Annotated in this window: 19 protein-coding genes and 1 tRNA gene; 17 read left to right on the forward strand and 3 right to left on the reverse strand. The window is 59.5% G+C overall.

What is annotated here, in order from left to right; genetic code table 11:
- The first annotated feature begins 94 nt into the window (after positions 1–94).
- From ACR0C3_RS06675 to ACR0C3_RS06685, 3 genes are read left to right on the forward strand one after another with little or no spacing between them, the layout of a single operon-like run.
- The gene (locus tag ACR0C3_RS06675; protein ID WP_419739375.1) at positions 95–391 is read left to right on the forward strand and encodes a hypothetical protein; all 297 of its coding nucleotides are present in this window, start codon (positions 95–97) and stop codon (positions 389–391) included.
- Positions 392–411: 20 nt separating this feature from the next.
- Positions 412–1,620 (forward strand): YcaO-like family protein, encoded by a 1,209-nt coding sequence (locus tag ACR0C3_RS06680; RefSeq protein ID WP_480757813.1) that lies wholly within the window; start codon positions 412–414, stop codon positions 1,618–1,620.
- Positions 1,617–2,729, forward strand: a complete 1,113-nt coding sequence (locus ACR0C3_RS06685) for a TfuA-like protein (RefSeq protein WP_480757814.1) — start codon at positions 1,617–1,619, stop codon at positions 2,727–2,729. The genes ACR0C3_RS06680 and ACR0C3_RS06685 overlap by 4 nt, the downstream gene beginning before the upstream one ends.
- Here the strand turns inward: ACR0C3_RS06685 and rnr are convergent.
- Together rnr and dapE are read right to left on the reverse strand one after the other, a co-directional pair.
- A complete protein-coding gene (rnr, locus tag ACR0C3_RS06690; protein ID WP_480757815.1) occupies positions 2,726–4,984 on the reverse strand; it encodes a ribonuclease R in 2,259 nt (752 codons plus the stop codon). The genes ACR0C3_RS06685 and rnr overlap by 4 nt on opposite strands.
- Positions 4,985–5,046: 62 nt before the next feature.
- Positions 5,047–6,186: a succinyl-diaminopimelate desuccinylase gene (dapE, locus tag ACR0C3_RS06695; RefSeq protein ID WP_480757816.1), complete on the reverse strand. Its 1,140-nt coding sequence runs from the start codon at positions 6,184–6,186 to the stop codon at positions 5,047–5,049.
- A 208-nt stretch (positions 6,187–6,394) separates the two neighbouring features.
- Here dapE and ACR0C3_RS06700 point away from each other — a divergent pair, with 208 nt between their 5' ends.
- Positions 6,395–7,453, forward strand: coding sequence for a transporter substrate-binding domain-containing protein (locus ACR0C3_RS06700; protein ID WP_480757817.1), 1,059 nt, complete (start codon positions 6,395–6,397; stop codon positions 7,451–7,453).
- 80 nt (positions 7,454–7,533) lie between these two features.
- On the opposite strand, the gene ACR0C3_RS06705 is transcribed toward ACR0C3_RS06700, so the two are convergent.
- Positions 7,534–7,618 (reverse strand) — tRNA-Leu (locus ACR0C3_RS06705).
- 416 nt (positions 7,619–8,034) lie between these two features.
- Between ACR0C3_RS06705 and ACR0C3_RS06710 the strand changes: the two genes are divergently transcribed.
- The 13 genes from ACR0C3_RS06710 (at position 8,035) to ACR0C3_RS06770 (ending at position 25,110) form a co-directional block, all read left to right on the forward strand.
- Positions 8,035–8,457: a hypothetical protein gene (locus ACR0C3_RS06710; protein WP_170459901.1), complete on the forward strand. Its 423-nt coding sequence runs from the start codon at positions 8,035–8,037 to the stop codon at positions 8,455–8,457.
- A gap of 2 nt (positions 8,458–8,459) precedes the next feature.
- Positions 8,460–10,472, forward strand: a complete 2,013-nt coding sequence (locus tag ACR0C3_RS06715; RefSeq protein ID WP_480757818.1) for a dynamin family protein — start codon at positions 8,460–8,462, stop codon at positions 10,470–10,472.
- A gap of 8 nt (positions 10,473–10,480) precedes the next feature.
- Complete coding sequence (locus tag ACR0C3_RS06720) at positions 10,481–12,211, forward strand: dynamin family protein (protein WP_480757819.1); 1,731 nt, start codon at positions 10,481–10,483, stop codon at positions 12,209–12,211.
- A 37-nt stretch (positions 12,212–12,248) separates the two neighbouring features.
- Entirely contained in the window at positions 12,249–12,650 is a 402-nt protein-coding gene (locus tag ACR0C3_RS06725; RefSeq protein ID WP_480757820.1) for a hypothetical protein, read from the forward strand.
- 23 nt (positions 12,651–12,673) lie between these two features.
- Complete coding sequence (locus tag ACR0C3_RS06730) at positions 12,674–13,504, forward strand: hypothetical protein (protein ID WP_480757821.1); 831 nt, start codon at positions 12,674–12,676, stop codon at positions 13,502–13,504.
- A gap of 68 nt (positions 13,505–13,572) precedes the next feature.
- Complete coding sequence (locus ACR0C3_RS06735; protein ID WP_480757822.1) at positions 13,573–15,615, forward strand: dynamin family protein; 2,043 nt, start codon at positions 13,573–13,575, stop codon at positions 15,613–15,615.
- On the forward strand, positions 15,612–16,895 hold the full coding sequence (locus ACR0C3_RS06740) for a dynamin family protein (protein WP_480757823.1): 1,284 nt from the start codon (positions 15,612–15,614) through the stop codon (positions 16,893–16,895). The genes ACR0C3_RS06735 and ACR0C3_RS06740 overlap by 4 nt, the downstream gene beginning before the upstream one ends.
- Positions 16,896–17,235: 340 nt before the next feature.
- Positions 17,236–19,449, forward strand: coding sequence for a serine/threonine-protein kinase (locus ACR0C3_RS06745; RefSeq protein ID WP_480757824.1), 2,214 nt, complete (start codon positions 17,236–17,238; stop codon positions 19,447–19,449).
- Between the two features lie 203 nt (positions 19,450–19,652).
- Complete coding sequence (locus tag ACR0C3_RS06750) at positions 19,653–20,735, forward strand: FHA domain-containing protein (RefSeq protein ID WP_480757825.1); 1,083 nt, start codon at positions 19,653–19,655, stop codon at positions 20,733–20,735.
- Positions 20,736–20,738: 3 nt separating this feature from the next.
- Positions 20,739–21,524 (forward strand): PP2C family protein-serine/threonine phosphatase, encoded by a 786-nt coding sequence (locus ACR0C3_RS06755; protein ID WP_480757826.1) that lies wholly within the window; start codon positions 20,739–20,741, stop codon positions 21,522–21,524.
- Between the two features lie 21 nt (positions 21,525–21,545).
- A complete protein-coding gene (locus ACR0C3_RS06760; RefSeq protein WP_170375717.1) occupies positions 21,546–22,808 on the forward strand; it encodes a transporter substrate-binding domain-containing protein in 1,263 nt (420 codons plus the stop codon).
- Positions 22,809–22,853: 45 nt separating this feature from the next.
- Positions 22,854–23,963, forward strand: a complete 1,110-nt coding sequence (locus ACR0C3_RS06765) for a LysM peptidoglycan-binding domain-containing protein (RefSeq protein ID WP_480757827.1) — start codon at positions 22,854–22,856, stop codon at positions 23,961–23,963.
- Between the two features lie 40 nt (positions 23,964–24,003).
- A complete protein-coding gene (locus ACR0C3_RS06770) occupies positions 24,004–25,110 on the forward strand; it encodes a LysM peptidoglycan-binding domain-containing protein (RefSeq protein ID WP_170471522.1) in 1,107 nt (368 codons plus the stop codon).
- Positions 25,111–25,151 lie beyond the last annotated feature (41 nt).

Below are 25,151 nucleotides of genomic sequence, written 5' to 3' on the forward strand. Positions count from 1 at the left end.
ATTTGCGCAAGAATGCTCCGGCCCGAGGGAAAGCTTGCGGCACCGGGTTCGATTTGCTGTAGTGAACGTGCCTGTATTGAGTGGAGGAGACATAATGTCCGAAAGCGATATTGAGAACTTTAGACACGACCTGATTATTGCAAGCGATGATGGCACAGTGTTGCATATCCCGCGTGAGGTCTGGGACAACAAAGCCTATCAGGTTGATCCTGAGAAGTACCAGAACGACAAGGGCTGGGCCTTGGTGCGAGAGCTTCTGGAATGTGGTGTGAACCTTGCCACCATCCCGCCCAAAGACTTCCTGCCGCCTGACAAGTTCGAACCCGAAGGCACCTGCTATCTGGTCAATATCGACGGGCTGAAACAGAGGCACAAATTCACACGCAGCTAGGATCAGCCCCGCTGAAAGACATGGGGCAGGAGGGGGAAGACCAGCACCGAGCGCCTGCCCACGCGGTTCCGTCCGTACAGGTTCTGGACCGCGTCTTGCCCCATATGAAACGCCTTGGCGTCACCCGGTTGGCCGATCTGACCGACCTGGATTGCATCGGCATTCCCGTCTACACCGCGCATCGTCCGAATGCGCGGTCTCTGGCCGTGACGCAAGGCAAAGGCGCGACCATCGCGGATGCAAAGGTTTCGGCCTTGATGGAGGCGGTCGAGCTCAGCTGCGCTGAAACTCCGGTTTTGCCCCTGCGTTTGGCAAGCGCCGATGACTTGGCGAAGTCGGAAAACGTGATTGATCTTGAGAGTCTGCCCCGGATTTCAGATCACCCTATTTCGCGCGGCAAATCCGTGCTTTGGGCCGAGGGCAAGGCGCTCTCAGATGATCATTCGGTCTGGGTTCCTTACGAGCTGGTCCATATGGATTACACGCTGCCCCTGCAGCCCGGGTTGGGGTGTTTTCTGATGTCGTCGACCGGCCTCGCCTCGGGCAGCAGCGTTGATGAGGCTACCTGTCAGGCTCTGGCCGAAACGCTGGAGCGTGATGCGGTGACTTTGTGGAAGCTCAACCCAAGCAACATGGCGTCCTGCCGGGTCGATCTGCACTCCGTCACAGACCCGACTTGCAAAGCGCTTCTTGACAGGTTCGACGCCGCAGGCGTGGCTTGCGCGATCTGGGACGTGACCTCGGACCTTGGAATTCCCGCATTCTTTGCAACAATCATCGACCGTCAGGATGACACGAGACGTGGCTTGCAGGCGGCCTCGGGGGCAGGGTGCCACCCTGCGCGGGGCATCGCCTTGTCTCGTGCCCTGACCGAAGCGGCGCAAAGTCGGCTGACCCTCATCTCAGGCGCGCGGGATGATCGCACGCGCGACTATTATGAAGCACGGCGTAATGCGGAAACGCTCTGGTCGCAGCGCGCCGAGATCGTTGAGGCGGACACGCCACACCGGTTCGATCGAGTGCCGTTTCATCAGGTCCGCTCCCCTCGTGATAGCCTTGACTGCATGCTGGCCGCGCTAGAACGGGCCGGGCTTGAGGTGCCGGTTGCCGTTGATCTTTCGGTTCCCGACCTGCCCGCAACGGTCATGCGGGTCATTGCGCCGGGGCTTGAAGGTACATCCTACGCGCCCGGATACCGCCCCGGAGCGCGCGCGCGGAAGGTGTCATGAGCCAAGGTGACATCGTCCTCTTTGCCGGTCCTTCCCTGCCGCGCCGGTGTGACGTGGAAGACCGGTTGCCGATCCGGCGTCTTGGGCCTGCGGCGCAGGGCGATCTGCTGAAGGCAGCGCTTGCTCGCCCGCGTGCCATCATCCTGCTGGATGGCTATTTCGAGGCCTTGCCTGCCGTCTACCACAAGGAAATCCTGTGGGCCTTGTCCGAAGGCATCCCCGTCTATGGTGCCGCCTCGATCGGTGCTCTGCGCGCGTGTGAGCTTGGCAGTTTTGGCATGATCGGGGTCGGTGAGATCTTTGAAGCGTTCGCCCAATTCCGGCTTGAGGCGGACGATGAGGTCGCCCTGATCCATGCGCCTGAAGAGGTTGGTTTTGCCAATCTTTCCGAGCCACTGGTGAACATCCGCTGGACTCTAGAAGCCGCTGTCGCCGCGCAGGTTGTTGAGCGGCAGTTGGCGGATGCCCTTGTCGCAGCCGCCCGTCGCAGGTTCTATCCTGATCGCAGCTTTGACAGCCTCCTGGAAGACTGTGCAGCTTTGGACCCGGCCGCCGCAGAACGCCTGAAGCTATGGCTCCCTGAGGGTCGAATTGATCAGAAAAACCGGGATGCTCAGGCCTGTTTGCTGCGTGCCGAGAGCGACTGGCTGAACGACACGCTACCCGACGCGCCAGCTTTCGAGTTTCGGCATACGGATGCGTTCGAAACCCTTCTGACAGGTGTGCTGTCACATAACCCAATTAACGATCCCGAGGTTCTCATACGATGCAAGACCGCCTCCGGTGATCGGTTCGACGCGCTGCGCCTTGCCGCTGAGATCGACGCACTGGCTCTTGCGCTGGACCAGCACTCCGGGCAACCCGTGCCAGGCGAAGACCTTGTGCGTGCAGTATCAGAGTTTCGGCAGCAACACCGCCTGCTTGATCAGCAGGCGCTGCAGCACTGGCTGAGTCGAAACGGCGTGGATATCGACGCCCTGTCCCGGAAGTTGGAAGAAAGCGCGCGGATCGCCCGGGCGCGGCAACAGATTGAGCCCCACCTGAACGACCGCATGCGAGACTTGCTGGTCTTTGCACAGGGGTCGTCACAACCCGGCGACAAAGGCTAGCGCTGACGCCGTTTTCGTTCGACCTTGCGCTTGATTTTGTCCTTCTTGCGCTTGGTGCTCACGGCCTTGCGCCTGGTTGCGCGTCCCTTCGGTCCGCGTCCTCGGGGCAGGGCCTGATCGTCAATGGAAAGCAACTCTAATTCCAAGCCGCCCGTAACAGGCGTTGCCTCGGTCAGGCGCACGGTGACACGTTGCCCAATCGCTATGATCAGACCGGTGTCCGAGCCCATGAGGGTTCCCGCTTCGCGGTCGAAATGGAAGAACTCACGCCCCAGCGATCGGACAGGCACCAGCCCGTCCGCGCCGGTTTCGTCCATCTTCACGAAGGCCCCAAAGCGCGCGATGCCGCTGATCCGGCCCTTGAACTCATTGCCCACACGTTCGCTGAGATAGGCCGCCAAATAGCGGTCAGTCGTGTCGCGTTCAGCCATCATCGAGCGTCGCTCAGTGTCCGAGATATGCGTCGCGGTTTCGTCAAGCCGGGCGATTTCTTCCTCGGTCAGACCGTCATCACCCCAGCCATGGACCGAGATCAGCGCGCGGTGGACGATCAGGTCAGCATAGCGACGAATGGGCGAGGTGAAATGTGCATAGTTCCGTAATGCCAACCCGAAATGACCGAAGTTTTCGGGATTGTAATAGGCCTGCGCCATCGACCGCAGGGTCGTCAGGTTGATCAGTTCCGCATCTTCGGTGCCTGCCGCCGCGTTCAGCAGGGCGTTTAGGTGGCGGGTTTGCAGAACCTGACCCTTGGCAAGGTTCAGGCCAGCGGCTTGGGCCGTTTCACGCAAGCTCTCCAGCTTTTCAGGCGCGGGTTCCTCGTGGACGCGGAACAGCAAGGGGCGACGTTTCGCAATCAGCGTTTCAGCCGCGGCGACATTGGCGAGGATCATGAATTCCTCGATCAGCTTATGCGCATCCAAACGGTCGCGGAAGGCGACGCTGGTCACCTCTCCCGTCTCGGACAGAACGATCTTGCGTTCCGGTAGGTCCAGTTCCAACGGTTGCCGCGCTGCGCGCGCGGTTTTCAGCGCGGCATAGGCGGCGTAGAGCGGTTTCAAAACCGTCTCCAACAGCGGTCCGGTGCGGTCGTTGGGGTTTCCGTCGATGGCCTCCTGCACCTCGGCATAGTACAGCGACGCGGCCGAGCGCATCAGGCCGCGGACGAAGCGATGGCCGATCTTGTTGCCCTCAGCGTCGATCTGCATCCGCACGGCGATACAGGCGCGCGGGACGCCCTCGTGCAGGGAACACAGATCACCGGACAGACGATCCGGCAGCATCGGTACGACGCGATCCGGGAAATAGCTGGAGTTACCGCGTTTGCGTGCTTCGCGATCCAACGCGGTGCCGGGCTGCACATAAGCGGCGACGTCGGCGATGGCGACCCAGATCACATGGCCGCCGGGGTTCTTGGGATCGTCATCGGCATGGGCATAGCAGGCGTCATCATGGTCGCGCGCATCCGAGGGGTCGATGGTCAGCAGCGGCATGTCCCGCAAGTCTTCGCGACCCTTCAGACCAACGGGTTTGGCCTTGTCCGCTTCGGCGATAACCTTGTCGGGAAAATCGTCGGGGATGCCATGTTGATGGATCGCGATCAGCGACACAGCCTTTGGCGCGGACGGGTCGCCCAAACGTTCGACAATACGGGCGCGGGGCAGGCCCATGCGGGATTTGGGTCCCGCCTGTTCGGCCTCGACCAGCTCACCATCTTTCGCCCCATGCACCGCACCTTCGGGCACTTGCCATTCGGTCTGGCTGGCTTTGTCGATGGGAACGATCCGCCCGCCCTCGGCCCCTTTGCGGAACAGGCCCACAATTTTGCGCGGATTGGTCCCGATACGGCGGATCAGGCGGGCCTCGTAATTGTGGTCTTCTTCCTGCACCACGGTCAGACGGGCCAGAATCCGGTCGCCTTCGCCCAAGGCAGGGTCGCTGGCGCGAGTGATCAGCAGAACAATCGGCTCAACCCCTTCCCCATGCCATTCCAATGGCCGCGCGAACAGGTCGCCATCCTCATTGGGGGCCTTCACCTGCAGCACGCTGACCGGAGGCAGACGGTCCGGGTCGCGATAGCTGCGCTTGCGCTTTTCCAGATGTCCTTCGGCCTCAAGCTCCTTGAGGATGCGTTTCAGATCAATCCGATCCGCGCCCTTGATGCCAAAGGCCTTGGCGATATCGCGTTTCGAGGTCAGGGTGGGGTTCGCCGAGATCCAATCCAGGACCTCTTGCTTGGTGGGGATGCGAGTCATGGGTTTGGCCTAGCACGGCGGTGCGACGGCGTCATGACTAAAATCGCAGCCCCCTGAGCCCGTCAGGCGAAGTAGTCTTTCAGGATGCGGGTATAGATCGCCTTGAGTTGTTCGATCTGAGCCACCTCGACGCATTCGTCCACCTGATGCATGGTCCGCCCAACCAACCCGAACTCGACTACCGGACAGTGGTTCTTGACGAACCGCGCGTCGGACGTGCCGCCCGTGGTCGAGAGCTCGGGCGTTACGCCGGTCTCGGCTTTAACGGCGTTAGATACCAGATCGGACAGCGCGCCCGGAGGGGTCAGAAAGCTTTCGCCCGAGATCTTGATCCGGGTCTCAATCTCAACGCCGTAGTCTTGCGCCACCTGATCGGCCTCCTGCAGCAACCAATCGCCGAGGACAGCCCCGGAATGCAGGTCGTTAAAGCGGATATTCACCGCCCCGCTGCATTGCGCCGGGATCACGTTGGTCGCGGCATTGCCAGTGTCGATTGTCACTACGGCCAGCGTAGAGGCATCAAAGTGATCGCTGCCCTGATCCAACTCGTGACTGGCGAGCCGATCCATCAGCCGCGCCATCGCTGGCAGAGGGTTCTTCGCCCGCTGGGGATAGGCCGAATGCCCCTGCACCCCGGTCACCGTAAACCACGCAGTCATTGAGCCGCGACGACCGATCTTGATCATCTCGCCCATATGGTTTGGACAGGTCGGCTCGCCCACCAGACAGACCGACATCCGCTCCTCCGACTGATCCATATAGTCAAGCAGAGCCGTCGTGCCGTCCAGCGCATCGCCTTCCTCATCCCCGGTAATTGTTAGGATGATGGCCCCGTCGGGAGGCGTGTCGCGGACGAAATCAACAGCTGCGGCGGCAAAGGCCGCGACTCCGGACTTCATATCCGTTGTGCCGCGTCCGAACATAACGTCGTCATGTACCTCGGCCCCAAAGGGGGGCTTGGTCCATGCGGCCTCGTCGCCCACCGGAACAACGTCGGTATGGCCGTTGAAACCAAAGCTGCGCGCGTGCCCTTTGTCACCCCAACGGGCGAACAGATTGCAGATGCCACCGCGATCCACCCGCGCGCAGTCAAACCCCGCATCTGACAGCAGATTTTCCAACAAGACCAAAGCCCCCCCTTCAACTGGTGTGACCGATGGGCAACGGATCAAATCCGCTGTCAATTGAACTGCGTCCGTCATTTCGGGCCTCGGGGTTGGGTTTTCGTTCAGGTTACCGCACAGATTCAACGAATTGGCCGGATTGCCAACCCCAATCCGCCAGATTCCCCCGGTAATTCCCACAATGTGTCGAGTTGAGACGCCAATAAAACATGGTGCTTTACCCTGCGGTGACCTTGCTGTTTTGACCTCAATCGCGCTACAGGGCGGCGAAACAGGTAATTTGACCATGAAACGCGCCTTTTACGCATTGATCAGCCTGACTTTCGCCGTTCTCGCACAGCAAAGCCTGGCCCAAACCTTGAACGTCACCACGGTGACCCGCCCACCGTTTTCCTATGTTGAGGACGGTGCCGAGGCTGGTTTTTCCATGGATCTGCTGGCAGCCCTCGCCGAGTCGCTGGAGTGGGAGTACTCCGTCACCCGGGTCGAGGCTTTCGGTGACATGCTGGGGGCCGTGCAGGATGGAACGGCGGATCTTGCGATCGCAAATATCTCGATCACCGCGCTGCGCGAGACGCAGATGGATTTCAGCCAGCCGATCTTCGAGGCCGGGTTGCAGATCATGGTGCCCTCGGATTCGGCGCGCAAGCCGTCGTTGCTGCAGGCGCTGCTGTCGGCCGAGCTGTTCTTTGCCATAGGCCTGGCCTTTGCCATCCTTCTGGGGGGCGGCATGCTGATGTGGGGTTTCGAACGTCGCGCGCAGCCCTATTTCGACCGAAAATTGAACGAGGCATGGTTCCCATCCTTCTGGTGGGCACTGAACTTGGTCGTCAATGGCGGCTTTGAAGAGAGGATGCCCCGTACGCCCTTTGGCCGGATTTTGGGCGTCATACTGGTGGTGTCGTCCCTGTTCATCGTCTCGGTCTTCACCGCCCGGATCACAAGTGTGATGACGGTGGATGCGATCACCGGAAATGTGAACTCGGTCAATGACCTTTACGGCAAGAATGTCGGCACGATCGAGGGATCGACGGCTGCCAGTTTCCTCAACCGGCGCGAGATCGAATACGTAGCCTACCCCGGGCTTGATGAAATGTTGGACGCTTTCAAGGCCGAAGACCTGAACGCCGTCGTTTTCGACGCCCCGGTCCTGTCCTATTTCGCCGCCCATGAGGGTCGCCGTATCGCCACGATGACCGGAGGGATATTCCTGCGCGAAAACTACGGCATAGCCTTCCCGACGGGATCGCCCTTGGTGGAAGAGGTCAATCAGGCGCTGCTGGCTTTGCGCGAAGACGGCACCTATGACGAGATTTACCGCAAATGGTTCGGGTCGCGAAACTAACAGGCTGGCCTCTGGTTTCGCGGGCACAGCTAGCTGAGCGTACAAGCTGAAACGCTACAATTATCGCCTATGGATATCAGTGGTGCGGGTGGAGGGACTTGAACCCCCACGCCTTGCGGCGCCAGAACCTAAATCTGGTGCGTCTACCAATTTCGCCACACCCGCAACCGGACGCTTATGCGTCGGACTGGAGCGCTGGATAGCAAAGCTTTCCCGCCAGCGCGAGGGGTAAAATCCATCCAAAGGCAAGTTTTTGCGCTTGAACAAAACGCCATTGCGATTCGCTGGTATTTGCCAAGCGCTGCGGTATAGTCCGCGAAAGTTGCCAATTTGCAGACCATGCGGTTCGTCGCGAGATAGATGTTTTTGAAGGAGAACCCCATACACGTTGGGGTTGAGGCATTCTTATGAATCGTGCGCCTTAATGGCGCCACATTTGAAACGCCAAAATATCTTATTCGCGTCAAAATAACACCGCCTTGAACGGGCTTCTTGGTCGCGTAGGAGTTAATGAGTCTTTTCTGCCATTTAGGCGCCCTTACGAGTTTTTTTGCTCAACTCCAGTCTCGAGGTTCTTTGCTGTGACCGATCCGAACAACTCCGCTGCCCACGAGCAGGATGCCGTCATCTTTGCACGTGAGAGTTTTCTGGGTGAACTCAAAACCCTGAACCGTGACTACCCCAATACCGGCTTTGGAATTTCACTGCGCACCCATTCGGGTCAGCACTATCTGCTGGCAAACGCGCGGATGCCGCTGCCCGCCAGCAAGTCTGACGGCTTTCCGACCGGGCGTCGTGTGGCCTGCCTGGAAAATGGCGACCGCTTCAGCTCGATCGAGGTTCTGGCAGATTCCGAAGGCTATGAAACCATTACACCACGGGCCGAGGCCGAGATTCTGGGCAACGCCCTGAACCTGATTGCCCGTATCGACACCCTGACCGGGATCCCGGCTCAAGGCGCGGACCACGCGCACCGGATCGCGGCAACAGGAACCGGAGGCTAAACATGGCGCGCAATGACCACCTTTTGTCTGTGGGCAACGAAGCTCTGATGCCGATGACGTCGGCGATGACGTCGTTGTCATCGCAGATCGACCAACTGACAGAGGTGGCGGATGCGCGCTCCTCGGCGCGTCTGGCGACGCTCAAAACGCGGATGGAGAACTTCACCGCCAGCGTGACGATGGTGGGGCAGGTCAAAGCAGGCAAGTCCTCGATCGTTAACATTCTGGCAGGCCGTCCAGCGTTGCTACCGTCGGATGTGAACCCGTGGACTTCGGTGGTTACGACGCTGAACATCAATACGCGCCCGCCGGGTGACACAAAATCCAAGTTCACCTTCTTCGAGCAGGAAGAATGGGACAACCTGATGGTGGGCGGCGGTCGTCTGGGCGAGCTGGCCAACCGCGCCGGTGCGGATGACGAAATGGACGATATCCGCCGCCAGATCGGTGAGATGAAGGCCAAATCAGAAGAACGTCTTGGCAAGCATTTCGACCTGATCCTAGGTCAAAGTCACCAGTACGATTACTTCGACGAAGAGCTGATCCAGCGCTACGTTTGTCTGGGCGATGAGGACGATCCGGATATCGACCCCAAGACCGGGCGGTTCGCCGATGTAACCAAATCGGCCGAGCTTTATATGGACATTCCGCAATACCCGATTGCGCTGAAGCTCTGTGACACGCCCGGTGTGAACGATACCTTCATGGTGCGCGAGCAGATCACGCTGCGCAGCCTGCGCGGGTCCGAGGTTTGTGTTGTCGTGCTGGCCGCAAGCCAGGCGCTGACCACGATGGACATGGCGTTGATGCGGATCATCGCCCAGTTCGAAAACCGTCAGATCGTCCTGTTCGTGAACCGAATTGACGAGCTGGCTGATCCGGTTAACCAGGTGCCCGAGATCCGCGACCGGATTCAGGACACGCTGAAACAGAACAACATCGACGCCAACACGAGTGTTGTCTTCGGCAGCGCCCTCTGGGCCGAGGCGGCCTTGACCGGCAACCCGGATATTCTGACCGAGGAATCGCGCGAGACCCTGAACACCTTCTACCTCGCTGCAGGGTTCGGGGATCAGGCACCGTCGCTTGACAAGATCTGGGCGCTTTCGGGCCTGCCCGATCTGTTACTGGCAATGAACGAACGCATCGCCGAAGGGGCAGGGGCCAGATTGCTGGACCGCGTGCGTCACCGGGCGCGCAACATTGCCAGCCAGATTCGCGCCACCGCAGTCGCAAAGACCCTGTCCGGGGGTGAGGGCGTCGTTCGCGATCTTGACGGCGCGTCGCCTGAAGATGCGATTGCCGCTGTTTCCGCCGAGTATGACAAAAAGGCCGCTGACCTGACCGCCAAGCTACGCGACAAGGTGCTGGAGCGTTTGAACTCGGCCGAGACGAGTTTTGTCAAACGTGCCACCGACTCTCTGATTTCGCATCTTGAACAGAATGGTGAACAGGGTACGTGGCAGTATGATCCTGCCGGGCTGCGGACGCTGCAAAAAGCGGCGTATTTCAGCTTTGCCCGTTCGATGCGCAAGGAAGCCGGCGCGCTCTATTCGGCAGCCGCGGCGGATGTAGAGGCGCTATATCAGAAACTGCTTGGCAATCATCTGGGTGAGTTCAATATCGAAGCCCCGATTGTGCCCCGTGTACCGCCTCCGCTGGGGATCGGTCGCACCATCGCGCTGGACCTGCAAAGCACATGGTGGCGGCGCTGGTGGCAGCGGCGCAAGGGGTTCGAAGCTTATGCATCCGATTACACCCGTCTGATCGCGTCCGAGGCGAACTCGATCACCAAGGATATCGAAGAAAATCAGGTCGCCGCCGTGCTTGAAAACGTGCGGGCCGTCCTGACCGACTTCCTGCGCGAGCAGAAGGAAACCCTGCTGAATATCTCGGCCACGGCCGAGAAGGATGCGGGGCAGAATCCGGCGCTGATGGCGGGTCTGCAATTGCAGAAATCCCGTGATGAGATTCTGGGCAGCATCCTCAAAGATCTAAGCAACGAAGCGGCGTAAGTAGAAAAATGGCAAAAGACATCCAAAACCGTTTCATCACCCCCAAGGCATGGGAGCGTATCGAGCAGTGGTCGCGCCGCAAGCCGGTTTTCGCCCTCATGGGCGAGTTCAGCGCCGGTAAATCGACGCTTATGAATTTTCTGCTGCGCAAGCAGGCCTTGCCGACGCAGGTCACCGCAACCCAACTGCCGCCGGTTTGGTTCAGCTATGGCAACCGCTCGGCTTACGTCAAACGCCATGATGGCAGCACCGAAGATATCTCGCTGGATCAGCTTGAGAGTGTGGGTGTCAACGACGCGCAGTTCATTCGGATTTTCCTTGAGGCCGATATTCTTGAGGCGGTGGATCTGATCGACACGCCCGGTATCTCGGACCCCAAAATCTCGACCGATGTTTGGCAGCGCGCTGTCGGACAGGCCAATGGCGTTCTGTGGTGTACCCATGCGACGCAGGCCTGGCGGGAAACTGAACGTGCGACATGGGTCTCTCTGCCCGAACGGTTGCAGAACAATTCGATCCTGCTGATTACGCGCGCCGATGCGCTGGGCCAGAAGGACCGCCAAAAAGTTCTGCGGCGGGTCAACCGCGAGGCGGGGCATCTGTTCAACCGTTCAATCCTGTTTTCCGCCCGCGATGCGATTACCGCGCGTGACAAAACCGGCGACCCCGAGATGTGGGCGCGCAGCGGTGGTGGCAAGATGATCGACTGCTTCCTTGGGATCACCGAGCAGATCATGGACACCCGCGCCGGCCATCTGTCGCGGTACCAAATTGACAAGAGCCAGTCTGAGGGCCCGCTGGTGCGCCCGACCCGGCCCAAGCGCAAGGACGAGACCGCTGACGTCGCGCCGCTGCAGCTGGTGGATCCGGTTCCTTCGGAGACCCCGGAGGTGGCAGATCAGGACAGGGGCGTAGTCACCAATTTCCCAGTGCGCCCGTCCCGCGTCGAACGACGCTCGGACGAGGTGGAGCGGGAGCGGATCAATGCGGACGAGGCCGAGCGCCTGCGCGCCGAAATGGTCCCGACGCCGGACCCTCAACCCGCCGAGACGGAAGAGGACCAAATGCGGGCCCAGTTCAGAGAAGAGCCCAAAGACCCGCTGGACCTGTCCTCTTTCGCTGATAACGAGGCGGACCTGGACGTGTTCGAATTCTCGGGTGCGGAAGACGAAGATGAGAATGTCTTTGCCGAAGAGGATGAAACACCCAGGCCCGCAAATGATGTGGCTGAGGCAGCGCCTGAGGCTGAGGAATCTGAAGACCTTCTGGAATCGCTCAACAAGACCTTGTCCAACACACCCGAGGTTGTGCCGACGGAGGCCACAGAAGACCAGTCGGATGCGCCCGGGATCGAGGTTTCGGTCTCGTCGATCACGGCATTGATGGCGGAACAGTCGGGAAGCGATGACGACGACTTTGAACCGGAGCCCGAAACCAACGGTCTGGTTGAAGTGCGACTGATGCCGCAGCCCGAACCGGAAGAGGTTGAGGAAGATGCAACCGAACGGCTGCTGGACATCCCCGCAGGTGAGCTTCCCAGCGCAGCCGCAATGTGGCGAGAGCTTGCCGCCGCAGGGGATCTGCCCACAGATGCTGAGGGGCTTCAACGCGCGTTTTTGGCCTTCCTGGCTGAGTTCGACCAGATTGCCCTTGAGCATATCGAAACTCAGGCCAAAGAGGCGATCAGGTCCATTCCCAAAGCCGGGGAACACAGAGGGGCAGAATGGCATGTTCTGTAGCCTTCGCCGACAAGACACGAAGAAGGTCAGGGTCTAGATGTCTATTCAAGTTGCTCTGACCGCTGCTACGGAGACTATACCCGACTGCGTTGCAGCCGGGTATGTCGACATGGAAACGGGGATGTTGCTGGGCACAAGCGTCAAGGACCCTGATGCCTCGGACGTGCTGGACACGCTGGCTTTGGCCGCGGCAAACCTGTTTCAGGGGCGCGGGGTGGTGGCTTTTGAAGCCATGTTGCGTGAAGCAGGTGGGGATACATCTGAAACACCGGGATTTGGGGAAATCGCGGTGTTTTCCGGCGACAGGTTGATCATTTTCCAGCGGACCCGGGAGTATCCCGAACATGTGGTCTGCTACATCTGCAGCAACAGCGCGAATGTAGGGTTGGCGCTTACCAAATCACATCTCAGCTTAGGGCCGGTTGGGGCCGCAGTCTGAACGGGACCAGAGGGGGTCACGGTATGATGGATACGAACATACTCGACATGCTCGACAATATCGGGCGGTCCTCGGTTGCACGTTTGTCGCCTGCCGTCCCGGTCGAGGGCGAGAGCTCGGTTGCGCGCCGTGCTGGTGTGCTGCGCGCTATTCGTGGCACTGTTCTGCCGCGTCGCTTGGAGTTTACCGCGGCCAACGGAGATGTGCTGGCAATCGAGGTTAGCAATGCCCGCGTGACCGATGTGTTCCGCGTCCGATCGGGTATGGTGCCGGATTTTGAAACCGAACCACGCGAAGGGCTGATCGGCAAACTTGCGCAGCTGGTGTCGGACATCGCCGACGCACCAGCGCCGCTGGAATTTGTCTCGCTGAAACCCGATGCCGAGCTTGAGGCCGATGACGTCGGTGTCACGCTTGGCGAAATCGAAATGGCCTGCGCCCGGATTGAACTCCCGGCCGAGCCAATTGTTTCGGTTGTACCGGATGTTGAAGAGCCTGCGTCTCAGGTATCGGATGTGGCGTCGGCCGCGCGGGGGTTCTTTGACAGCTCTGAGCGTTTCGCGCAGGCGCGTGGCCTGATCGACGGGGGTGATCCTCAGTTCGAAGGGGACGCGGCATTGAGCCCCGATGCTGATCTTCTGGCGTGTTTCATGGCGGATTTGACCGGATGGAACGACGATAGCCAGTCCGAGCTGCAGCAACCTCAGCTGATTGTCATGCGTCCTTCTGGGGGCAAGGGGGCTGCCGTGGCGGTGGTGCAGGATCAAGAGCAGACCGCAATTGCCGTGCATGACGCGCGCAAGCTGGGTGCCGTTGTTGGCCTGTGGACCAAACTTTCCGGGGGTGACTCATGAGTGCCTCCCGATCCTTCAAATTTTCCATCAATTCAAACCAGTGTTTCTTGTTACCAGGGTAAAAAGTTATGAGTGAGACCAGTCGCCGCGAGCTTATTCGCATCGCCGAAGACATGAACGAGACAAGCAATGACGAAACCCGTCAGTTCATCTCGCGCATTGTCGGAGACCTTTCGGGGTTGAAACCGTCGATAGCCTTTGTCGGGCAGATCAAGGCGGGAAAATCGCGTTTGATCAATGGCTTCACGGGGCAGGCCGAATACCTGCCCTCGGATGTGAACCCGTGGACAACGGTGATCACCGATATGCATTTCGGCCATCCTTCGGGCCGCACCGAAGGGGCAGAATTCCACTTCTTCGACAATCACCAGTGGCAGGCCTTGATCGCCGAAGGTGAAGAGCTGCGTAACATGTTCCCTGATGAAGAGGACAGCTATAAGCGCGAGATGATAGAAGAGCAGGTCGAGGCGATGAAAACCCGCGCCCGTTTGCGTCTGGGCGACAGTTACGAGCAACTGCTAGGTCAGCACCACGATCTGGAAGACCTGAACTCGGACGATCTGGCCCGCTATGTCTGCGCGGGCGATGATCCGAGCGATAGCGAAACCCACGATCCCGGCTCGGATCGGGGACTTTACAGTGATATCACCCGAAAGGCCGAGGTCTATTTTGACATCGGCCATTTCCCGTTTCCGCTGACAGTTACCGACACGCCGGGCGTCAATGACCCGCTGCTGATCCGCGAGGAAATCTCGCGCCAATACCTCAAGGAATCGGATTTCTTTGTGGTGGTTCTATCCGCACATCAGGCCTTGTCGCGGGCTGACCTAAAGCTGTTCCGCCTGATGCAGGCGCTGGAATTGGGCCAGATCGTCGTCTTCATCAACCGCGTGGATGAGCTGGGCGGCGGGGCCGAGGACGCCGGCAAGGTGCGCAGCGATGTTCTGGACGGTCTGGAACAAGCGCTGGGGAATTCGGACATTGACGTGCTGATGGGCAGTGCCCAATGGGCGCATTATGCGCTGACCGGGGATGAGACCGGCGTCAATCACGATGACGTTCTGGCATGGCTGCGCGCTCATCCCGAGCAGATGAAGCAGTATCTGGACGGTGTGGAAGAGATCAAGCAAGGCCCCGGCCCGATCAGCCGCGAAGGCGTGCTGCGCTTTGCTGCCATGATCGCTTCGGGTCTTCCGGATCTGCGGCGGCATGTGACGCAGGCCTTGGCCGACGGACCGCGCAGCGAACAGCTACGGATGGCGTGGCAGCATTTGAACAGTTTCGCGCAAGGCGAATTGGAAAGGTCGCAGGCCGAGCTGCGCGCGCTGGAGTCCGAGGATGGCTCGACCACAGTCGATCTGGACGAAAACAACAAGACGCTTGGCGAACTCAGGGCGCTTGTTGCCGACAAGACCGAGGTGATGACGCGCGACATGGACGACGTGCTGGCCAATCTGCGCGGCGTCATGGATGACACGGTGGCCGAGGCGGTCTCGGCCGTGGTGCGTGGCCCGGATGGCAATTCGCCTCTGCTGGCGAAAGGTGCTGAGACCGAGCTGAACTTTACCCCTTTGCGCGACCGGATGCGCGAGTTGATTCAGGGGGCCACGCAGGTCGTCCGCCAACGCATGCTGAGCGAGCTTTACGCGATCGACATGCAGGCCAACGCGGCCCTGCGCGCATTGCCCGGATGGCAGGACCCGGTCGACAACCGCATGAACACCAGCGCTGTGCGGTGGTTCCGTCCGGACACGACGGCGCTTACTCGCGGTATTACGGTGGAGTTGCGGGTGAACTGGCTGTCACGCCTGATTTCGCGCAAAAGCGTCGTAACCCGTGCTGAGCGGATGATCGTGCAGGAATTCGAACTGATCGGGGACGATCTGATCGATACGGCTCGTGAAAACATGATGGAGCGGCTGAAAACAGTTCTGGACCACTATGTGGCGCTGTTGGGCGGTTATCTTGAACACCGGACCGGTTCGGGTGAAACTAATGCTCAGGCCGAAGCGCAGGATGCGTTCGATCGGGCCCGTCGCATCGCCGATGAATTGGAAACGGTGTTCGGCCCGGTGCGCACGGATGAAGGACAAGCAAAGGCAGCGGAATGATCGAATTTCCCGGAACCGAACAGGACGTCAGGCAGCTCGAGCGCTTTCTGAACGCAACCGAATCCCTGCCAATGGATTCGGCGCTGGAGGATATGCGCGCGAAGGCTCTCGCCCATGCCGCGCGTCTGTCCAATGCGGTCAATATCGGTTTTGCGGGGGAATTCGGGGCGGGTAAGTCCAGCCTCGCCAATATGCTGGCCGGGGCGGACATTCTGCCCACCGGTCCACAGCATCTGAAGCTGCCCCTTGTGATCGTCGCCTATGCGGACGCACCGGAAACCACCGTTGGCTGGTGGGACAAGGAGCCCAAGACTTACTCAGGGATCGTGCTTGAGAAAGCGGCCGAGGATAAGCCCGACTTCATCTCGGTCGGGTTGAACACGCCCGCGCTGCGTGAGATTTCTCTTTTCGACCTTCCCGGCTCGGGCGCGTTGGATGAGACCTATAAACCAACGCTCGACCTGCTGCGTTTCGTAGACTGCGCCATCTGGTGTACAAACGGCACAAACGCTTGGCGCGAGACCGAACGTCATCTCTGGGCACAGGTCCCGCAGGAATTGCGCGACAACAGTCTGCTGGCCGTTACGCATACCGATTTGCCTCACGTCCGTGATGCTCTGGACCGTGTGCTTGCCCGGTTGAACAAGGAAAAAACAGGCCTTTTCAACGCCGTGGTTCCAATCGGTACGCCTGTCGCCGTGAAAGCCATGGCGCAAGAGCCTGAACCAGATTTTGATCTGTGGGAAAACTGCGGCGGTCAGAATCTGGCCGAGAAGGTGCTCGAGGCGGCTTCCGCTCGTCGGATGCATGACCTGAACGCAGCCCGCAAAGACATTGCCGAGCTGTTTCAGCCATTTCTGGAAACTCTCGCTGGTCCCGAACCAGAGCAGGAGGCCGAAAGTCCCTCGGTTCAAGCTGCGCTTGGATCGGCCCTGCCACCGTTGAACAACCCGATCCTCGAAGACTGGCTGGCCGCGATTGCCAGCATCTATGAGGACCTGCGTGAATCCTCGGATATCGAACCGGCCGCGTTCCTGCAGAGCTGTCAGGAAATCGTCGAAGACTTTGCCGAACGTCTGGAACAGGGCGGCGAGATCGACCCCGATGCGGACTGGATTCCCGGCGAGTTCGAAAAGGCCACCGACCTTCTGCTGCTGCTGCAGTTCGAAAGCGGCGACGCACCTTTGCGTGATGCCATCAGCATTCTGGCGCAGCTGAGCGACAACCTGGCTTGGGCTGGTAGCACTGTGGCGACCGAGCAGTCCAAGACCGGAACCTGACGCTCTCCACCTGGAATTGAGCTGCACTGCGGCGATTCGAGGCCTGTCCAAAATGATTCCCTATTGTTTCGAATTCGTAGACCAACCGCTTGTTTTGGTCGGTTCAGTTTTCGAATTATATATGCGAATTTACCATATCTATGATTGCAAAATGGGTCCAGCACTATATGTTGATTTAGGGGAAATACGATCCATAGTGAAGCCATGAGGCGGCCCCAATAAAGTCAAATTTGAAACGTCTAACCGGACTTAAGTGTCCTGCGGTTGTTTTTGGTTATGAGTTCGCGGGCTGATTGCCCAGTTTTCTGTACCGCGATTTGAGAAATACGGGCGGATTGAAATGAGCCATAACCAGGCTGTCGGTGCATCGCACGACGAACCAAAAATTGAAGGTCTGCAACCCGGAGCCAAGCTCCTGCGGGGGCAGTATGAAATCCTGAGCTATCTCAGCAATGGTGGCTTCGGAATCACCTATCTGGCCCGTGACAGCCTGGAACGGGACGTGGTGATCAAAGAATGTTTCCCCGGCGCGCTCTGCCGTCGCGATGGAGACCTGGTCGAAGCCGCTGATCCCTCCTACTCCGAAGACCTGCGCGCGATCGTGGACCTTTTCATCCAGGAAGCGCGCAACCACGCGCGGCTGGTGCATCCCAACATCGTCGATGTGCATCAGGTGTTCGAGGACAACAACACCGCCTATATCGCCATGGACCTGATCCGCGGGTGCGACCTGCTGGACTACATGGAGAAGCCCGAGAACGAAAGCGGCCCTGACTTCATCGTGCAGGTGACCGAAAAGATGCTGTCGGCGGTCTCGTTCATCCACCAGAGCGGCATGCTGCACCGGGACATTTCCCCTGACAACATCCTGATCGACGAGAATGGCGATCCGGTTCTGATCGACTTTGGCGCTGCGCGCGAGCAGGCGGCGAACAAGTCGGCAGCGCTGTTGACGCTGCGGGTGATCAAGGATGGCTACTCGCCCCATGAATTCTATGTGCGCGGCGCTGAGCAAGGCCCCAGCAGCGACCTCTATGTGCTGGCGGCAACGCTGTATCACGCGATCAGCGGTGAGCGTCCGATTGACGGTCAAAGCCGCCTGAACGCGTTCAATAACGGACAGGAAGACCCCTACACCCCGCTGACCGGACGGTTCGAGGGCTACCCCGAAGGGTTCCTGGAAGCGATCGACAAGGCGATGGAGGTTCACGCCACCGACCGTCTTCAATCGGCGCTGGACTGGTTGCGCATGTTCCGCGGGCCGGGGGTGATGTTCGATACATTCGCCTATCGTCCGGTTTCAGTCATCGTCGGCATGGACCGGGAGGACAAAGAGGCCGAAAAAGCGCGGATCAAGGCCGAAAGCGAAAATGCCGAGGCGGTTGTGACCGCTTTGTTGGCGGGCAATTCCGACATTGTCATGGGCAATGAGGACAAGGCCGAAGAAGATCTGTCCAAGCTCTCGCCCCGCGAGGAGCCAGTGGTTGCCGTTGATACGGTTGTCAAAAGCGGATCGAGCGGCAATGGCAAGCTGTTGGCAGGTGTGGCTGTTGTAGCCATCGCACTAGCCGCAGGTGGATATGTGATGATGTCCGGTGATGCGGACAAAGTCGAGACAGCGGCGGCGGTGACCCCTGCGACGGAAGCGGCGGAACCCGCAACCGCAGCGGTGGAATCCGAAACAGCGGCAGTCGAACCGGCCCAAACAGAAGAGCCTTCACAGGAACTGGAACAAGTCAGCGCTGCAGTGCAGCCTGTTGAGCAGGAGCCGGGTGAAACTGCGGAGACGGTTGCCACAGAAGCAGCCCCCGCAGAAACGGTGACCGAAGAAGCAGCGCCTCAAGAAACAGCAGTCGCGAACGAAGAAACCGCAGCCGCACCCGAAGCAACGGCAGCCGCGCCCGAAGTGACCGCGCCTGAGGCTGAGGCCCCGGCAGCTCCGGTCAATCTGGCCGAGGCTCAGGTGGCGTTCTCGCATTGGGATGTTGAGGTTCCGTTTGATACGTCCCGCCGTCGCGCCTCGACCGGCAACATGTTCTCAATCACGGGTGTGGATGCCAATCAGGATATGTCTGTTATTGGCGAGTGGGTTCAGCGAGGGGCTACCATCTTTACTTTGAATGGCAAGCCGGTACGCGACGATGCCTCCTTTGCGGCACAGGTGCTTGAGAACCTGCAGGTGGATCCCGACGGGTATCTGCGCGTAGCAGCGCGCTACCGTCCTCTGGGTGAGACACGGGCGCAGAATGGTTTGCTCGCTTTGCCTGCATTCCGCTCGATCGGGTTGGAAAACGGCTACGGCTTTAGCGTCAACGGCAATGGGGCCGGTGGCTGGCAGACAGTTGTGACAGAGGTGCCCGAGGGCGCGACGGGCAGCTTGCAAACAGGGGATGTGCTGGTCAGCGAGGCCGAAACGGGTCTTGCGTTCGAAGGACCGGAAAGCCTCGATGCGGTGTTGGCGGAACTGGTGTCGGGCGAACAGCCTCAGGCGCAGTTTGCGGTATCGCGCAACGGTACCGATGCCAACGCAACCATGCCTCTTGCGCAGGAGTGATCAGACCGGTTCGAACGTAATCTGCCAGCGTGTGTTTGCTGAGGGTGGGCCTCGAAAGACAGCCACCCTGACGGGATCCGGCCCGGCGCAGAAAGGTAAAAAGTTTCCTGGTTTCAAGATTGAAGACCGCAGCGCGGACAGTCGCGGTGCGGGTAGCGAAACGGCACAGAATTGTGTGCCAACAAGTTGAAGGTGTCGACACCATGTTCAAATACAAAAGCCCTCTCAGCCGGCTTCTAGAAGGTGCCGGCAAAGCCAAAGAAGAAGAAACGACTGAGGCAGCAGTCCCGGCCGAGGAAAAGCCCGAACCGATTGCGGATTTCAACGCGCTACGCGCGGCGCTGGGCGGCGGCAATCTGGCCTCTGAGGCGTATGAAGAGACTTATGACGAAGAGGATGAGCTGACCGTTGAAGGCGAGATGCCCGAGTTTTCGGATGCCGAGGACGTGGCTGAGGACACTGAGGAAGAGACGTCCATCTTCGCAGAAGAGGCTCCGGTGACCGAAGAGGTGGCTGAGGATATAGCGATTGACGAGCCGGAAGCTGACGAGCAGATCGTGACCCTGCATCTGTCCGAAGACGAGCGGGTCGAAGCGCCGGTTCAGGATGAGGTCGAAGTGGCAGAGCCCGAAGCGATCGAACCTGTCGCAGTCGAACCCACTCCGGAACCGACCGCCGCGCCGGTCGAGCCTGAGGTCGAAGTTCACGAACCGGTGGCGGAAGCCCCCGCACCGCAGGCTGAACCGCAGCCCGAACCCGAGGTGCAGGTCGCATCGGTTGAGCCGACACCGACTCCAGTGCCAACTCCGGCCCCGGCCCCAGCTGAGGACCGCCGTTCGCGTGTAAAGACCACTTTCCTGGGCTTCGAACGCGCAGATACCCACGTACAGGATCTGATCGAAACCGCCGAGCCGGTTGCCAAGACCAAAGCCGCGCAAGAGACCTTCCCGGTGGGTTGGCTGGTTGTTACCCAGGGCCCCGGCCGTGGATCCAGCATCACCCTCACGGAAGGTCTGATGCAGATCGGTCGCAATGATGATCAGGCCATCCAGCTGGATTTCGGCGACACCGGCATCTCGCGCAGCAACCATGCCGTGATTGCCTATGACCCTGAAGATCGCAAATGCTATCTGGGTCACGGCGGCAAGGCCAATCTGGTGCGCCTGAATGGTAAGCCGGTCCTCAGCACCGTGGCGCTGTCCAATGGCGACCTGATCCGCATCAGCGAAACCTCGATCCGTTTCATGGCCTTCTGCGACGAAGGTTTTGATTGGCGGGATTCCTGATAGATGCTCGCGACTCCGGCATATGACGTTGCGCTGATCCTGAACCAGGGTCAGCGGGACACGCAGGAGGATGCTATCGCTGCGCGTATGTTCGACGCGGCGGATGCAGGCTATGTGGTGATTGCTGACGGTATGGGCGGGCATGAGGCCGGTGAGGTCGCCTCAAGCCTCGTTGTCGCTGCCTGGCGCGAGGCGTTGGACACCGAGCTGGAAAGCGACACCCTGTCAGAACGCGCGGCGATAGATGCGCTGCCATTGGCGGCGATGCAGGCCAACGCATTGATTTCGAACCGCAATGAAGAACAGGGCGAAGGCTGCAACATGGGGTCCACCTTGCTGGGCACCTTGCTGTTGGGGCAGCGTCTGTTCTGGATTTCGATTGGCGACAGCCCGCTCTACCTGTTTCGGGACGGCGCGCTGATGCAGATCAACGAAGACCACTCGATGGGGCCGATGATCGACGCGCAGGTTGCTGACGGTACGCTGACCGAAGCGCAGGCGCGGTCTCATCCGGACCGCAATCAGCTAACCTCGGTCATCATGGGCGGTTCGATTCCCAAAGTGGATTGCCCGGAAGATCCGCTGGCAATGACGGCTGCGGACATCCTCATCCTGGGCAGTGATGGCCTGCAGACCCTGACCGATGACGAGCTTCAGGCGGTCGTAGGCAGCCACGCGCAGGCATTGGCGCAAGAAATCGCAGAGGCACTGCAACAGGCAGTGCTGGAGAAGAACAACCCTGATCAAGACAACCTCTCAATCGCAGTCGTGAAACTTGCGAAACAATAATAAGGCAAAGCAACGGGACCCATGAAAAACACATTGATCATATCGAGCCTGGCCCTGGCGGCGGCGACAGGTGCAGCATCCGCGCAAGAGGCGTGCTCGAACTACGAGATTCAGCGCGGCGACAGTCTGCGAGAGCTGGCGATTCAGGTCTATGCGACGGAAGATTTCCGCATCATTTTTGACGCCAACCGCGATGTGATCGGATCCAATCCGAACATCATTCGGGTCGGTGACGTGCTGGCAATGCCCTGCCTTGAAGATATCGGTCGTACTCCGGTTCTAGCTGATACCGAGGCCGAGCGTCTGGCCGCCGAAATGGCTGCCGAGCTGGTCAAAGCTGCCGAAGAGCGCGCAGAACAGGCGATCGCCGAGGCCGAAGCCCGTGTTGCCGCCGCCGAAGCTGAGGCCAAGCAAGTCAGTGAACAGGCCGTGGTTGAAGCCAAAGCCGCCGCGCGCGAGGAAATCGAGGCCGCACGCGCCGAAGGCGCCGCCCTGATCCGCGATGCCGGGACGGGCGAACGCCCCGAGGTGCGTGACCGTCAGGTGCTATTGATCACCGGCGGCGACTATCAGCCCTTCACGGACGAAGCACTGCCACACCGTGGCCTCTATACGCACCTGGTGGAAACCGCGATGCTGCGCGCCGCGCCTGAGCAGGCCTACAAGATTCAGTTCGTAAACGACTGGAACTCGCATCTGGATCTGTTGATGCCGACGCTTGCGTTCGATGGCACTTTCCCCTGGTCGCGTCCGAATTGCGAAGAACCCGCGGCGCTGTCCGAAAACGACCGCAACCGCTGTGAGACCTACAACTTCTCGAACCCGTTCTACGAAGTGGTCGACACGTTCTTCGCCCGCGAAGGCACAAGCTATGTCGAAGCGCTCAGCTACGCTGATTTCGCCGGAACGACGATCTGCCGCCCCGAAGGTTGGTCGCTGTCACATATGGATGCGGTCAGCCTGTACGAGCCGATCATCACCTTGCTGCGCCCGGAATCGCCGGACGAGTGCTTTGAAGCAGTGATGACGGGCGAGGCCGACATTGTCGCAATCGAAGCGCACCTGGCCGACGGAGCCATTGGTCGCCTTGGTTACGAACACCGCATTGTCGAGAACCCGAATTTGGCGGCGATCAAGTCGCTGAATGTCATGACGCACAAGGACAACCCGGACGGAGAAGCGATTCTGGAAACGCTCAACAAGGGTCTGGCGATCATGCAGCAATCCGGCGAATGGCGAGACATCGTCTCATCCGCTCTTCGCTATCAAATGGAAAACGGCTGAAAAAACTGAAAAGCCATCTCAAATTTTATCTGGAGAAAACACCGAATGCCCAACTTCACGCTCCATAATGTTGCGTTGACAACCGCTGCCGTATTGACGGTCAGTGCCGGAGCCGCTGCCGCCCAACAAGCCTGTACGAATTATACCGTACAGGACGGCGATACCATGGCGTCCATCGCGCTGACCGCGTATGGCACGTCCAACTACCAGCCGATCTTCAACGCGAACCGCGATGCGATTAGCAACCCCAACGCGCTGGATCCCGGGCTGTCTCTGGTCCTGCCTTGTGAGGACGGAAACCTGCCAAACGGTCAGAGCGCAAGCGACATCATCGCGGCACAGCAGGAACGTTTTGCAAACTCTGCGCAGAGCAGTGCGTTCAAACGGCCGATCAAACTGGTGACCGGCAATGGCTGGGCTCCGTTCGCGGATGAAACCCTGAACGGTGGCGGGTTCATCACCCGTCTGGGCACCACAACACTGCAGCGTGGTGGCAATAACGAGCAATTCTCGATCAGCTTCGTGGATGACTGGAACTCGCATATCGAAACCCTGCTGCCGCTGGGTGCGTTCGACGTGTCTATGGCCTGGAACATCCCCGACTGCACCAACCGCAGCTATGAATGGTCATGGGAGACCGAGGTCCGCTGCACGCAGTTCCACGCCTCGGCTCCGGTCTATGACATCGTGTTCGGTTTCTACAGCGTGCCCGAGGGCAAATACGCCGGAGCCACCAGCTTTGACGACCTGCACGGCGCCACGGTCTGCCGTATGGAAGGCTGGCCTCTGCACGATCTGGAGCAAGAAGGTTTGCTGCGCGACGATACCATGACGGTTGTGCAGCCCGCCACCGCACGGGAATGCCTGGATGCGGTCATCACCGGAACGGCTGACATCGCCACGTTCGAATTGCAGCTGTTCGCAGACGCCATGAGCGAAATGGGCCTGAATGCCAACGACCTGGTCGAGAACCCCTATGTCTCGACCCTGTCGTCCCTTCGCTTCATCACTCACCGGTCCAATCCTCAGGGTCAAAGATACCTTGCCCTGATGAACAAGGGCCTCAACGAAATGCGTGAAACCGGGGAATGGTACGCCATCATCTCGGATAGCCTGAATGAGCACAACGAAAGACTGCTAGACGCAATCAACTGAAACCTCATCTCCACATTCCAACTTATGGGAGGAATAAAAAATGCTAAGAGAAAAACTCAATACCAAAGTGATGACGGCAACCGCCGTCCTCACACTCTCCGCAGGTGCTGCAGCAGCGCAGGAAGCCTGTTCCAACTACACCGTGCAGGACGGCGACACGATGGCAACCATCGCCATCGCAGCCTATGGCACATCGAACTATCAGCCGATCTTCAACGCGAACCGCAACGAGATCACCAACCCCAATTCGCTAGAGCCCGGCTTGGTCCTGGCTCTGCCGTGTGAGGATGGTAGCCTGCCCAACGGTCAGTCGGCACAGGAAATCATCGCGGCAGAAGAACAGCGTGCGGCCAGCGTGAAACGGTCGAACGTCTATGCACCGCCGATCAAACTGGTTGCGGGCAACGGCTGGGAACCGTTCACGACAGAATCTCTGAGCGGTGGCGGCATCATGACCCGTCTGGCAACGACCAGCCTGCAGCGTGCCGGCAACAGCCGCGACTTCTCGGTCAGCTTCGTGGATGACTGGTCCTCGCACCTGGACACTCTGCTGCCGTTGGGCGCATTCGACATCTCGATCGCCTGGACGCTGCCCGACTGTACAAACCGTTCCTATGAGTGGTCTGAGGCAACCGAAGCCCGCTGCACGCAGTTCGTGGCGTCTGTTCCGATCTACGACGTTGTTGGTGGCTTCTTCACGCTGCCCGAAAGCGAATACGCCGCCGCAACAGAGTTTTCGGATCTCGAAGGCGCAACCCTTTGCCGTATGGCGGGTTGGAGCATGGTTGTTCTGGAAGAAGTTGGCCTGAACGGCAAAAATCTGAACCTGATTCATCCCAACTCAGCGCGTGAATGCCTGGATGCCGTTCTCACCGGCACAGCAGACGTTGCTGCATTCGAGGTTGAGCTGTTTGCCTCAACCATGAATGACATGGGTTTGACATCGGACGATATCGTCGAGAACCCCTATGTTTCGACTCTCTCGTCGATGAGCTTCATGGCTCACCGTTCAAACCCGTTTGCCCGCGAATACATCGCAATGATGAACAAAGGTTTGAACGAGATGCGCCAGTCCGGCGAGTGGTACGCGATCATCTCGGACACGCTGCGCGAGCAGAACGAAAAGCTGAACGCCGGTTCGAACTGATCCCTCGGTTCAACTGACGCGGAAGGGCCGGTTGTTTCAGC

The sequence above is a fragment of the Ruegeria sp. CK3 genome (assembly GCF_056536565.1).

Bases quoted from the DNA above. Each gene is read 5' to 3' on its own strand.
- ACR0C3_RS06685 (WP_480757814.1), top strand. From the start codon at position 1,617: ATGAGCCAAGGTGACATCGTCCTCTTTGCCGGTCCTTCCCTGCCGCGC.
- ACR0C3_RS06750 (WP_480757825.1), top strand. From the start codon at position 19,653: ATGTTCAAATACAAAAGCCCTCTCAGCCGGCTTCTAGAAGGTGCCGGC.
- ACR0C3_RS06720 (WP_480757819.1), top strand. From the start codon at position 10,481: ATGGCAAAAGACATCCAAAACCGTTTCATCACCCCCAAGGCATGGGAG.
- rnr (WP_480757815.1), bottom strand. From the start codon at position 4,984: ATGACTCGCATCCCCACCAAGCAAGAGGTCCTGGATTGGATCTCGGCG.
- ACR0C3_RS06675 (WP_419739375.1), top strand. From the start codon at position 95: ATGTCCGAAAGCGATATTGAGAACTTTAGACACGACCTGATTATTGCA.
- ACR0C3_RS06715 (WP_480757818.1), top strand. From the start codon at position 8,460: ATGGCGCGCAATGACCACCTTTTGTCTGTGGGCAACGAAGCTCTGATG.
- ACR0C3_RS06770 (WP_170471522.1), top strand. From the start codon at position 24,004: ATGCTAAGAGAAAAACTCAATACCAAAGTGATGACGGCAACCGCCGTC.
- ACR0C3_RS06740 (WP_480757823.1), top strand. From the start codon at position 15,612: ATGATCGAATTTCCCGGAACCGAACAGGACGTCAGGCAGCTCGAGCGC.
- ACR0C3_RS06745 (WP_480757824.1), top strand. From the start codon at position 17,236: ATGAGCCATAACCAGGCTGTCGGTGCATCGCACGACGAACCAAAAATT.
- ACR0C3_RS06755 (WP_480757826.1), top strand. From the start codon at position 20,739: ATGCTCGCGACTCCGGCATATGACGTTGCGCTGATCCTGAACCAGGGT.
- ACR0C3_RS06725 (WP_480757820.1), top strand. From the start codon at position 12,249: ATGTCTATTCAAGTTGCTCTGACCGCTGCTACGGAGACTATACCCGAC.
- dapE (WP_480757816.1), bottom strand. From the start codon at position 6,186: ATGACGGACGCAGTTCAATTGACAGCGGATTTGATCCGTTGCCCATCG.
- ACR0C3_RS06735 (WP_480757822.1), top strand. From the start codon at position 13,573: ATGAGTGAGACCAGTCGCCGCGAGCTTATTCGCATCGCCGAAGACATG.
- ACR0C3_RS06730 (WP_480757821.1), top strand. From the start codon at position 12,674: ATGATGGATACGAACATACTCGACATGCTCGACAATATCGGGCGGTCC.
- ACR0C3_RS06680 (WP_480757813.1), top strand. From the start codon at position 412: ATGGGGCAGGAGGGGGAAGACCAGCACCGAGCGCCTGCCCACGCGGTT.
- ACR0C3_RS06760 (WP_170375717.1), top strand. From the start codon at position 21,546: ATGAAAAACACATTGATCATATCGAGCCTGGCCCTGGCGGCGGCGACA.
- ACR0C3_RS06765 (WP_480757827.1), top strand. From the start codon at position 22,854: ATGCCCAACTTCACGCTCCATAATGTTGCGTTGACAACCGCTGCCGTA.
- ACR0C3_RS06700 (WP_480757817.1), top strand. From the start codon at position 6,395: ATGAAACGCGCCTTTTACGCATTGATCAGCCTGACTTTCGCCGTTCTC.